This is a genomic window from Streptomyces sp. YS-3 (assembly GCF_045257485.1).
Classification (GTDB): Bacteria; Actinomycetota; Actinomycetes; order Streptomycetales; family Streptomycetaceae; genus Streptomyces.
Genome location: NZ_JBJHPC010000207.1, coordinates 1 through 11,297, shown reverse-complemented (window position 1 = coordinate 11,297; position 11,297 = coordinate 1). Strand labels below are relative to the sequence as shown.

Here is an 11,297-nt window from a genome sequence, read left to right as displayed (position 1 = left end):
CACCCGAGGCACCAACCCCTTCCCCCCCACCGGCGAGGACAGCACGATCGACGTCGTCGTCCGGCCCAGCGCCGACACCTCCCCCAGCACCTCCTCCAGATGCCCCGTGTCCGCCACCGCGACCTTGATGATCCAGCAGTCCTCGCCCACCACGTGGTGCACCTCCCGGATCTCCTCGCGCTCCATCAGCTCCAGCGTCCTGGGGTGCTTCAGGGTGTAGCCGCCGTGCGGGTTGACCCGGATGAACGCCTGGATGCCGTAGCCCAGCCGGGCCGGATCGACCCGCGCCCCGTACCCGGTGATCACCCCGCCCGACTCCAGCCGCCGCAGGCGTTCCGTGACCGCCGCGGGGCTCAGCCGTACCCGCCGGCCCAGCTCGCTCAGCTTGATCCGGCCCTCCGCCTGGACCAGTTCGAGGAGCTGCCGGTCCACCTGATCGAAGGCCGGTGAGGAATCGTTGGCCGACGCCCTCGAACTCCGTGGTTCCTTCGGTACCGCAGACAGTTCTCCCACGTTTCCCCCTTCAGCCCCACGGCCGTGAACGTAACACTGAGTACATGGAATCCCACCCGGCGGACATGGCCCGCCACGTGCTCGTCATCGGCGGCAACCGCTACTTCGGCAAGCGCCTCATCGCCCGCCTCGTCACCGCCGGTGACCACGTCACCGTACTGAACCGCGGCTCCTCCCCACCCCCGCCCGGCGTCGTCCACCTCGTCGCCGACCGTGACGACGAGGCCGCCCTCGAAGCCGCCCTCGGGGACCGGACGTTCGACGTCGTCCTCGACCAGGTCTGCTACACCCCGCGCCAGGCCGCCATCGCCCGCCGCGTCTTCGCCCCCCGCACCCGCCGGTACGTGATGACCTCGACCGTGGAGGTGTACGAGTACGAGGACTCGGCCGCGCCGGTCGCGGAGGGCGCCGTCGATCCCCGGACCGTCGACGTCGACCTCGAACTCCCCTGGCAGGACCCGGAGTTCGCCGGCTCGCATTACGGAGAGGGCAAGCGCCAGGCCGAGGCCGTCCTCGCCGCGCCCGGCTTCCCGTACGTCGGTGTCCGCGTCGCCCACGTACTCGGCGGCGCCGACGACTTCACCGGGCGCGTCACCCACTACGCCGACCGGCTCCGCGCCGGGGAGCCCATCGCCGTGCCCGCGCCCAACCACCCGGCCACCTACATCAACGTCGAGGAGATCGCCGACTTCCTCTTCTGGGCCGCCGGGCAGGACTTCACCGGACCCGTCAACGCCGCCTCGCACGGGCCGCTCACCACCGGCGACATCGTGGCCGCGATCGGCGGCGGGCCCGCCCGCTACCGGACCGTCGACATCGGGGAGGTCTCGCCCTTCGCCTTCCGGCGCTCGTACGGCATGGACACCACCCGCGCCGAACAGCTCGGCTTCACCTTCTCGCACAGCGGGGAATGGCTCACGGACGCCATCGCACAGACGCTCACGGGCGCCAAGGGGGACAACTGACATGCGCCACCGCACACTCGGCCCCCTGAGGGCCGGCGCCATCGGGTACGGCGCCATGCCCCTGTCCATCGAGGGGCGGCCGGACGAGGCACGCGCCCTCGCCACCGTGCACGCCGCACTCGACGCGGGCATCACCCTGCTCGACACCGCCGACTCCTACTACGCCCCCGGCGGCGAGCCCGGGCACAACGAGCTGCTCCTCGCCCGCGCCCTCGCCTCGTACGGCGGCGACACCTCCGACGTCCTCGTGGCCACCAAGGGCGGCCGGGGGCGTACGAGCGACGGGGACTGGAGCGTCGACGGGCGGCCGGAGCACCTCAAGCGCGCCGCCAAGGAGTCGCTGCGCCGGCTCGGCACCGAGGCGATCGGCCTCTACCAGCTGCACAAGCCGGACCCGGCCGTCCCGTACGCGGACTCGCTGGGCGCGCTGCGCGAACTGCTCGACGACGGTACGGTCCGGCTCGCCGGGATCTCCAACGCCGACGCCGGACAGATCCGGCTGGCCCACGGCATCCTCGGGGAGCGGCTGGTGTCCGTGCAGAACCGCTACTCCCCCGCGGTCCGCGACGCCGAGCCCGAGCTGCGGCTCACCGCGGAGCTCGGGCTCGCGTTCCTGCCGTGGAGTCCGCTCGGCGGGATCTCGCGCAGCTCCCTCGACGGGGCGTCGGCCGTCTCCGCGGACCCCGCGTTCGGCGGCTTCCACCGGGTGGCCCGGGAGCGCGGGGTCAGCCCGCAGCGGGTCGCGCTCGCCTGGCTGCTGTCGCTGGGGCCGCACGTGCTGCCGATACCGGGCGGCAGCCGGCCCGAGTCCGTACGGGACTCGGCGGCTGCCGCCGATCTGGTCCTCGGCGAGGAGGAGCGGGCGCTGCTGCCCTGAGCCGCGTCCGCGTCCCCCCTCCGCCGCCCTGTCCGTCTCCGCGTCAGTGGTGCGTGCGGCGGTTGCGGATCTTGCGGACGATCAGCCAGATCACCAGGACGATCAGCGCCACGAAGAGCAGGAAGATCACCAGGAGGAAGATGCCCAGCTTCTTGAAGAAGCCCTTCTTCTTTTTCTTCTTCTTGGGCTTGGCGAGCGTCACATGGGAGGCGTCGCCGACCGCCTGGTGCGCCGTGGCCGCCGCAGGTGCGGCGGCGGGCGCGAGCGCGTCGGACGCGGGCTGTGCGGACACCGTCCGCACCACCGCGCTCGGCGCGGCCTCGGCCGCCGCCGGGGCCACCAGGGCGGTGCCCAGGAGCAGGGCCAGTACCGCTGTGAACTTCTTGATCATTCCGGTTCCCTTCACGTCGTCCCCACCGGGAGGCCGGCCGTCGCCTCGACTTCCATCAGCGACGCGCTGTGCCTCTCCGCCTCAAAGGCTGCCCGCCCTCCCCGCAGCCCGAACAGGCGCTTCGAGAGCAGGATGTAGAGCACGGCGAGGATGTTGAGCACCAGAGTGGTGATCTTGAGGTAGCTGATCTTCTCGGTCAGCTCGTAGACCTCCAGCGGCAGGAACATCGCCGTGGCCACCACGGTCAGGTACTCCGCCCAGCGGTCGGCCCGCCACAGCCCGACGGCCTCGACGATCTCGATCAGCGCGTACACGAGCAGCGCCGCCGCCACCGCCACCAGCGTGGAGTGCTTGTAGCCGAACGACTTCTGGATCGTGCCGACGACGGGCGAGTGGTCCAGGTCGTAGTGGAAGTGCCGGAACACCGGGCGGAAGACGTCCAGGTTCTCGTCGAAGAGCTTGCGCACCGCGTCCTGGCTGTTGCTGAACTTCCACACCGCCGCCGCCACCGCCACGATGAACACGCCGCGCACCAGCCGCTCCACGGCCAGGAACCGCAGGATGAACAGGTCCCGCAGCACCTTCCCGCGCGGCACCAGCGGCGCGTCGTCGGCGGGCCCCGAGCCGTGCGGGGTGCCGAGGGCGAAGTCGCCGCAGCGCAGACAGCGCCAGGCCTCGCCCAGCCGGGTCTCGGCGCGCAGCCGCTCGCGCAGCTCCGCCTCGCTCGGCTCGTACGTCACATGGCCCTTGCGCGCGCAGGTGCGCCGGTCCCAGTCGATCTTCATTCCGCTCGCTTTCCCCGTCACCGCTTCCGGACGGACGCCCCGCACGGTAGTGGACACCTGTCCGGACGCGTTCAGGGGGTGGCGGGTTCCTTGGGGCCGGGTCCGTCCTGAGCGGCGGCTTCCTTGGTGAGGACGGTCTCCCGCCGCGGCTCCCGGGGCGGGTCCGCCGGGCCGTGGGCGTCGCCCGCCTCGAAGGTCGTCTCGTCGAACGGGACGCGCCCGGCGAGGACCTCCTCGACCCGTACGGTGTCGATCTCCTTGGTCCAGGTGCCCACCAGGACCGTGGCGACCGCGTTGCCCGCGAAGTTGGTCAGCGCCCGCGCCTCGCTCATGAAGCGGTCGATGCCGACGATCAGGCCGACCCCGTCGACCAGTTCGGGGCGGTGCGACTGGAGGCCGCCGGCCAGGGTCGCCAGGCCCGCGCCGGTGACCCCGGCCGCGCCCTTGGAGGCGACGATCATGAACAGGAGCAGCGAGATCTGCTGTCCGGCGCTCAGCGGGTCGCCCATCGCGTTGGCGATGAAGAGCGAGGACATCGTGAGGTAGATCGCGGTGCCGTCCAGGTTGAAGGAGTAGCCGGTGGGCACCGTGATGCCCGCCACCGCCCGGCTCACGCCCAGGTGCTCCATCTTGGCGATCAGCCGGGGCAGCGCCGTCTCGGAGGAGGAGGTGGACAGGATCAGCAGGAACTCCCGGCCCAGGTACTTCAGCAGCCGGAAGATGTTCACCCCGGCCAGCAGGCGCAGCAGCGTACCGAGGACCACGAAGACGAAGAGCGCACAGGTGATGTAGAAGCCGACCATGATGACGGCCAGCGACTTCAGCGCGTCCGTGCCGGTCTCGCCGACCACCGCCGCGATGGCCCCGAACGCGCCGACCGGCGCCGCCCACATCACCATCGACAGGACGCGGAAGACCAGCTTCTGGATGTGGCCGATGCCGCGCAGCACCGGCTCGCCCGCCGAGCCCATGGCCTGCAGCGCGAAGCCCACGAGCAGGGCGATCAGCAGGGTCTGCAGGACCTGGCCCTCGGTGAAGGCGGAGACCATCGTCCTGGGGATGATCCCGAGCAGGAACTCGGCGGTCGACTCGCCCGCCCCGGCCGCCTGCTTGGCGCCCGCGTGCTTGGTCGCCTCGGTGATGTGCAGGCCCGAGCCGGGCTCCAGGATGTTGCCGACGACCAGGCCGATGGCGAGCGCCACGGTCGACATCACCAGGAAGTAGCCGAGCGCGAGACCGCCGACCGCGCCGACCTTGGCGGCCTTGCGCACGGATCCGACGCCGAGCACGATCGAGCAGAAGATGATCGGCGAGATCATCATCTTGATCAGGTTCACGAAGCCGGTGCCGATCGGCTTGAGCTCGACGGCCACCCCGGGGGCGGCGAAACCGACGGTGATGCCGATGAGTACCGCGGCGATCACCGCCGGATACAGATAGCGCATGGCGGTACCTCCCTGGCCCTGGTGGCCTCGGGGGCGGTCCCGGCGGGCGGCTGCTGGGGTCACGGGGGTGCCTCCTCCTGCTTCCGTACGCGTCCCGCGTACGTGCGTCTGTGTCCCGGTGGCTCGATGGATCCCCGCGACTATCGCCCAAGCTGTGACGCCGGTCACCCTTGCGTGCATTTCGTTCACACGGCTTGTCCTCACCGTGACCTGCGCGGGTGCACACTGTCCGGCATGCGCATACCCCGACCCCGCAGCCTCGCGGGCCAGCTCTTCGCCATGCAGGTGGTGCTGGTCGCGGCGATCGTGGCGGGCTGCGCGCTCTACTCGTACGTCCACGACCGCGCCCAGGCGGAGGAGACTGCCCGGCGCCAGACCACCGCGATCGCGACCGCCGTCGCGACCTCGCCCGCGGTGGCCGAGGCGGTCCGCTCGAAGGACCCGACGGCGGTCCTCCAGCCGTACACGGAGACCCTGCGGCACACCGCCGGCGTCGACTTCGTGGTGGTCCTCGCCCCGGACGGGACCCGCTGGACGCATCCGGTGCCCGGCGAGATCGGCCGCAAGTACCTCGGCGACATCCGGCCCGCGCTGCGCGGCGAGACGTTCAGCGAGACGCACATGGGTGTGCTCGGCCCGTCCGTGCGGGTCGTCGCCCCGGTGCGCGACCACGGCCGGATCACCGCCCTGGTCAGCGCGGGCATCACCATCGACACGATCAGCGAGCAGGTGCGCGAGCAGATGGCGGCGCTGGCCCTGGCCGCCTCGGGGGTGCTGGCGTTCGGCGGGCTCGGCACCTATGTGATCAACGCGCGGCTGCGGCGGCACACCCACGGGATGAACGCGGCCGAGCTGAGCCGGATGCACGACTACCACCAGGCCGCGCTGCACGCGGTGCGCGAGGGGCTGCTGATGCTGGACGGGCAGCGCAGGATCGCGCTGATCAACGACGGCGGGCGGGAGCTGCTCGGGCTCGGCGAGGACGCGGTGGGCCGGTCGGTGGCCGAGCTCGGGCTGCCCGCGCCGCTCGCCGGGGCGCTGCTGGCGAGCGAGCCGAGGGCGGACGAGGTCCACATGACGGCCGACCGGATCGTGGTGGTCAACACCCGGCCGGTCTCCAGCGGCGGCCGGCGGGGCACCGTGGTGACCCTGCGCGACCACACCGAACTCCAGGCCCTCTCCGGTGAGCTGGACTCCGAGCGCGGGTTCACCCAGGCGCTGCGGGCGCAGGCCCACGAGGCGGCGAACCGGCTGCACGCGGTGGTCTCGCTGATCGAGCTGGGCCGTGTCCGGGAGGCCGTGGAGTTCGCCACGGCCGAGCTGGAGCTCGCCCAGGCCCTCACCGACCAGGTCGTCACCGCCGTGGGCGAGCCGGTGCTCGCCGCGCTGCTGCTGGGGAAGGCCGCCCAGGCCCATGAGCAGGGCGTCGCGCTGGCGCTCACCGAGGGCAGCGCCATCGAGGACGGGCTGCTGCCGGCCACCCTGCCGGCGCGCGACCTGGTCACCGTGCTGGGCAATCTGGTGGACAACGCGGTCGACGCGGCCCAGGGCAGCGCGGGCGCCCGGGTCGCGGTCACCCTCACCACCGAGGACGAGGAGCTGGTCGTCCGGGTCGCGGACAGCGGCCACGGCATCGACCCGGCCGCCGCGGACGCGGTCTTCGAGCGCGGCTGGTCCACCAAGAGCCCCGGGCGCGGCATCGGTCTGGCGCTGGTGCGGATGACGGTCGCCCGGCACGGCGGGGACGTGGCGCTGGCCCAGGGGCCGTACGGGGGCGCGGAGTTCACCGTACGGCTGCCGCTGCGCCGGGAGGCGGTACGGGTATGACCGCCACCCAGGGGCCCGCCGGCGGGCCCATCAGAGTGCTGGTCGTCGAGGACGACCCGGTCGCCGCCGACGCGCACCGGCTCTACGTCGGCCGGGTGCCGGGCTTCACGGTGGCCGGGGCCGCGCACTCGCGGGCCGAGGCGCTGCGGGTGCTCGACCGCGTCGAGGTCGACCTGCTGCTGCTCGACCTCTATCTGCCGGACGGGCACGGTCTGCAGCTGGTGCGCTCGCTGCGGGCCGCCGGGCACGGCGCGGACGTCATCGCGGTGACCTCGGCGCGCGATCTGACGATGGTGCGTGAGGGCGTCTCGCTGGGGGTGGTGCAGTACGTCCTGAAGCCCTTCACCTTCGCCACCCTGCGCGACCGGCTGGTGCGGTACGCCGAGTTCCGCGCGACCGCCGGCGAGGCCAGCGGGCAGGAGGAGGTCGACCGGGCGCTGTCCACGCTGCGCGCACCGCAGCCGACGGCCCTGCCGAAGGGGCTGAGCGCGCCCACGCTCCAGGCGGTGACCCGCACCCTGCGGTCCTCGGCGGGCGGGGTCACCGCGTCGGAGGCCGCCGAGACCGTCGGTATCTCGCGCATCACCGCCCGGCGGTACCTGGAGCATCTGGTCACCACGGGCCGCGCCGAGCGGACCCCGCAGTACGGGCAGATCGGACGCCCGGAACTGCAGTACCGCTGGGTCGACTCCCGCCGCTGACAAGCCACTTGACGGCCCCTCAGGTGGGCGCGGCGGCCGACGGGCCCCATTGACCATGGACCGGGGCGGCTTTAGGTTCACCGGGCAGCCACTCGTGGCCCGAGGAGGTCGTGCCGTGCGCCCCACCGCCGTAGCCCCGCTGGTCCTCGCCACCGTGCTCGCCGCCGGTTCGCTCACCGCCTGCGGTGGCTCCGGCGGCGGTTCGGACACCGTCAAGGTCGCCTACAACCGCTCCACCGACCACACCGTCCGCTTCAAGGACGACTTCCTGGCGTCGGTGAAGCGGCAGTTCGAGGCGGACCACCCGGGGAAGAAGGTCAAGCTCGTCCCCATCCAGGCCCCGGACAACGACTACGCCACCAAGGCCCAGCAGATGATGCGCTCGGGCAGGACCGCGCCGGACCTGGTGTACGAGGACACCTTCCGTATCAACTCCGACATCAAGGCCGGCTATCTGCGGCCCCTGGACGACAAGCTGGCCACCTGGGACGCCTGGAGCCGTTTCGTACCCACGGCGAAGACGGCGGCCAAGGCGGAGGACGGCAGGACGTACGGCGTCCCGGACGGCACCGACACCCGGGGCCTGTGGTTCAACAAGCGGCTGTTCGCGAAGGCGGGACTGCCCGAGGACTGGCAGCCGAGGAACTGGGCGGACATCCTCGACGCCGCCCGCACCATCAAGAAGAAGGTCCCGGGCGTCATCCCGCTCAACGTCCTCACCGGCAAGGCGGTCGGCGAGGCGGCGGTGATGCAGGGCTTCGAGATGCTGCTGTACGGGACCGGCGAGAATCCCCTGTACGACCCCGCCGCCAAGAAGTGGGTCACCGGCTCGCAGGGCTTCAAGGACGCGCTCGACTTCGTACGGACGGTGTACGGGGAGAAGCTCGGCCCCGATGTCTCCGACGCGCTCGACCCGAATGTGAACACCCGCGTCGCCACCGAGTGGCTGCCCGAGGGCAAGCTCGCGATCGCGCTGGACGGCTCGTGGCTGGGCCAGTTCTGGAGCGGCCGGGGCACCCGCGACTGGCCGCAGTGGCCGAGCGTGCTGGGGCAGGCCGCGATGCCGACCAGGGACGGGCAGGCGCCCGGCCGGGTCTCCCTGTCCGGCGGCTGGACCTGGGCGATCCCGAAGAAGGCCAAGAACCCCTCGCTCGCCTGGGAGTTCGTGCGGCTGATGCAGACGCCCGCGAACGCCGTGAAGTGGGCGGTGGCGGACGCGCAGATCGCGGTGCGCGAGGATGTGGCGGCCGACCCGGCGTATCTGCGCTCGGCCCCCGCCGTCTCCTTCTTCACCGGCCTGGTCGAGTACACCCACTACCGCCCCGCGCTCCCCGTCTACCCCCAGGTGTCGACGGCCATCGGCGAGGCGATGGAGGCGGTGACGACCGGTGACTCGACGGCGGCGCAGGCGGCCCAGGCGTACGACCGGCAACTGGCCACGATCACCGGCGGCGCGGTGACGAAGCGGTGAGAGGCAGCCGTGCGGCGGCCCTGCGCTGGCTCCCCCTCGCCCCCGCCACCCTCCTCCTGCTGCTCTTCCTCGCCGGACCCATCGGCTACTGCGTCTACATCGCCTTCACCGACATGCAGCTGACCGGCGCCTCGGGCACCACCTTCGTCGGGTTCGCCAACTTCCGGCGGGCGTTCGCCGATCCGGGCTTCCGCAACGCCGTGTGGCTGACGCTGGTGTTCACCGTGGTCTCCTCGATCGCCGGGCAGAACACGCTGGGCCTCGCGCTCGCCGCCCTGATGCGGCGCGCCTCGCGGCCGGTGCGCACTCTGACGGGGACGCTGGTGATCGCGGCCTGGGTGCTGCCGGAGATCGTCGCCGCGTTCCTGCTGTACGCCTTCTTCCGCCGCGAGGGCACCCTCAACGCCATCCTCGACCAGCTCCATCTGCCCACCCAGAACTGGCTGTACGGCCTGCCCATCCTGGCCGTCTCCTTCGCCAACGTCTGGCGCGGCACCGCCTTCTCCATGCTGATCTACTCGGCCGCGCTCTCCGAGATCCCGCAGGAGATCACCGAGGCGGCCGAGGTGGACGGCGCGAGCGGGCTGCGCCGGCTCTGGCACATCACCCTGCCGATGATCCGCCGCTCGATCGGCACCAATCTGATGCTCAACACCCTCCAGACGCTCTCCGTCTTCGGGCTGATCTGGGCGATGACCCGCGGCGGCCCGGGCCGGCGCAGCCAGACGCTCCCGGTGTTCATGTACGACCAGGCGTTCGTGAAGAGCCTGATCGGATACGGGACGGCCGTGGCCCTGCTGCTGCTCCTGGTGGGAGCCCTGTTCTCCGTGGTGTACCTGCGGCTGATGAAGGTGGAGGTATGAGGGTGCCCCGACGCGGCCCGCGCCGCCGGACCCGGGAACGGCTGGCCGCCGACGCGGCGCTGCTGGCGGTCGCGGCGGCGTTCGCGCTGCCGCTGCTGTGGCTGCTGCTCTCCTCGCTGGACGCGGACGCGGACCTGCGGGTCCGGGTGCCGGGCTCCCCCACGCTGGACAACTTCTCCGCGGTGTGGACGGACGAGGTCACCTTCACGCCGATGCTCAACAGCCTGGTGCTGTGCGGTGGCGCGACCGTCCTGACGGTGGTGTGCGCGGTGCTCGCCGCCTATCCGCTCTCGCGCTACCGCTCGCGCCTGACCCGCCCGTATCTGCTGACGGTCCTGTTCACCACGTGTCTGCCGATCACGGCGGTGATGGTCCCGGTGTACGGGCTGTTCGTGCAGGTGGACCTGATCGACACGGTGTACGGCACGGCCCTGTTCCTGGCGACCGCGCAACTGCCCTTCGCCATCTGGCTGATGAAGAACTTCATGGACGGGGTGCCCCGGGTCCTGGAGGAGGCGGCGTGGACGGACGGGGCGTCGATGCCGCAGACGCTGTGGCGGGTGGTGCTGCCGCTGATGGGCCCGGGCGTCACGGTCGTGACGATCTACACCTTCATCATGCTGTGGGGGAACTTCTTCGTCCCCTTCATGCTCCTGCTCTCCCCGGACCGCCTCCCCGCGTCCGTCACGCTCTTCACCTTCTTCGGCAACTACGGCTCGGTGGTCTACGGCGAGCTGGCCGCCTTCTCCATCCTCTACTCGACCCCGGTGCTCCTCCTCTACGTGGCCATCGCCCACCGCCTGGGCGGCGGTTTCGCGCTGGGCGGGGCGGTCAAGGGGTGAGGGGCGGGTCGTGACCCACCCGATAAGTGGAGCCGTACCTTCCTACGGACTGACAGGTTTGGGTGAACACACCGTGGTCAGCCGTCACCCTGTGCACCTACGGTGTGCGCGTGCACCCCACCCCGCCGTTCAACGCCCCCGCCATGCGCCGTCTGCGCGAGGCGCTGGGCATGGCGCCCGGCCATGTCTCCTACGGTCTGTACGCCCAGTACGGGCTGCGGGTCTCCCCCGAGACCGTCTCCTCCTGGGAACGCGGCTTCGCCACCCCCGACTCGCGTGAGCTGACCGCGCTGGCGGGGGTGCTGTGGTGCTCCCCCGGCGATCTGATGGCCGCGGCGGCCACGCTCCGCGAACACCGCATGGCCCGTGGCCTCAGCCCCGAGGAGCTGGCGAGGCGGGTGGGACTCGACGCCGGGGCGTACCTCCGTATGGAGGAGTCGGGCCGCTGGCGCGGCAACGAGCGCCAGTCGGAGGCGCTGACCCAGGCGCTGGGACTGTCGCTGCGCGAGTACGTCACGGCGACGGGCCAGCACGAGGACCTGGCGGAACTGCTGCGCAGCGCGGTGACCACCCGCTGGCAGGCCTACGTCCGCCCCGCCTCCAAACTCCTCCCCCTC

General features: G+C 71.8%; 12 protein-coding genes. 8 read left to right on the top strand and 4 right to left on the bottom strand.

Going from position 1 to position 11,297, the window contains the following annotated elements; genetic code table 11:
* Positions 1-504, bottom strand: a 504-nt coding sequence (locus tag ACJA3G_RS18430; RefSeq protein ID WP_406554098.1) for an Lrp/AsnC family transcriptional regulator, incomplete at its 3' end; no start/stop codon positions are given.
* A 53-nt stretch (positions 505-557) separates the two neighbouring features.
* Here ACJA3G_RS18430 and ACJA3G_RS18425 point away from each other — a divergent pair.
* Together ACJA3G_RS18425 and ACJA3G_RS18420 are read left to right on the top strand one after the other, a co-directional pair.
* Positions 558-1,478 carry an NAD-dependent epimerase/dehydratase family protein gene (locus ACJA3G_RS18425; protein ID WP_406554095.1) on the top strand — a complete coding sequence of 307 codons (921 nt, stop codon included), beginning with the start codon at positions 558-560 and terminating at the stop codon, positions 1,476-1,478.
* 1 nt (position 1,479) lies between these two features.
* On the top strand, positions 1,480-2,355 hold the full coding sequence (locus ACJA3G_RS18420) for an aldo/keto reductase (protein ID WP_406554094.1): 876 nt from the start codon (positions 1,480-1,482) through the stop codon (positions 2,353-2,355).
* Between the two features lie 43 nt (positions 2,356-2,398).
* Here the strand turns inward: ACJA3G_RS18420 and ACJA3G_RS18415 are convergent, their stop codons facing one another.
* The 3 genes from ACJA3G_RS18415 to ACJA3G_RS18405 form a co-directional block, all read right to left on the bottom strand.
* A complete protein-coding gene (locus ACJA3G_RS18415; protein ID WP_406554093.1) occupies positions 2,399-2,746 on the bottom strand; it encodes a hypothetical protein in 348 nt (115 codons plus the stop codon).
* 11 nt (positions 2,747-2,757) lie between these two features.
* Positions 2,758-3,531, bottom strand: a complete 774-nt coding sequence (locus ACJA3G_RS18410; protein ID WP_406554092.1) for a DUF2127 domain-containing protein — start codon at positions 3,529-3,531, stop codon at positions 2,758-2,760.
* Positions 3,532-3,602: 71 nt separating this feature from the next.
* On the bottom strand, positions 3,603-4,976 hold the full coding sequence (locus ACJA3G_RS18405) for a cation:dicarboxylate symporter family transporter (protein WP_406554097.1): 1,374 nt from the start codon (positions 4,974-4,976) through the stop codon (positions 3,603-3,605).
* Positions 4,977-5,210: 234 nt separating this feature from the next.
* On the opposite strand from ACJA3G_RS18405, the gene ACJA3G_RS18400 reads away from it, so the two are divergent.
* From ACJA3G_RS18400 to ACJA3G_RS18375, 6 genes are all read left to right on the top strand, one after another.
* The gene (locus ACJA3G_RS18400; RefSeq protein WP_406554091.1) at positions 5,211-6,803 is read left to right on the top strand and encodes an ATP-binding protein; all 1,593 of its coding nucleotides are present in this window, start codon (positions 5,211-5,213) and stop codon (positions 6,801-6,803) included.
* Complete coding sequence (locus tag ACJA3G_RS18395) at positions 6,800-7,504, top strand: response regulator (protein ID WP_406554090.1); 705 nt, start codon at positions 6,800-6,802, stop codon at positions 7,502-7,504. Before ACJA3G_RS18400 ends, ACJA3G_RS18395 begins: the two co-directional genes overlap by 4 nt.
* Before the next feature lie 115 nt (positions 7,505-7,619).
* Positions 7,620-8,975 carry an extracellular solute-binding protein gene (locus tag ACJA3G_RS18390; RefSeq protein WP_406554089.1) on the top strand — a complete coding sequence of 452 codons (1,356 nt, stop codon included), beginning with the start codon at positions 7,620-7,622 and terminating at the stop codon, positions 8,973-8,975.
* Complete coding sequence (locus tag ACJA3G_RS18385) at positions 8,972-9,838, top strand: carbohydrate ABC transporter permease (protein WP_406554088.1); 867 nt, start codon at positions 8,972-8,974, stop codon at positions 9,836-9,838. The genes ACJA3G_RS18390 and ACJA3G_RS18385 overlap by 4 nt, the downstream gene beginning before the upstream one ends.
* Positions 9,835-10,680, top strand: a complete 846-nt coding sequence (locus ACJA3G_RS18380; RefSeq protein WP_406554087.1) for a carbohydrate ABC transporter permease — start codon at positions 9,835-9,837, stop codon at positions 10,678-10,680. Before ACJA3G_RS18385 ends, ACJA3G_RS18380 begins: the two co-directional genes overlap by 4 nt.
* Positions 10,681-10,823: 143 nt before the next feature.
* A partial coding sequence (locus ACJA3G_RS18375; RefSeq protein ID WP_406554096.1) for a helix-turn-helix domain-containing protein occupies positions 10,824-11,297 on the top strand: 474 nt, incomplete at its 3' end.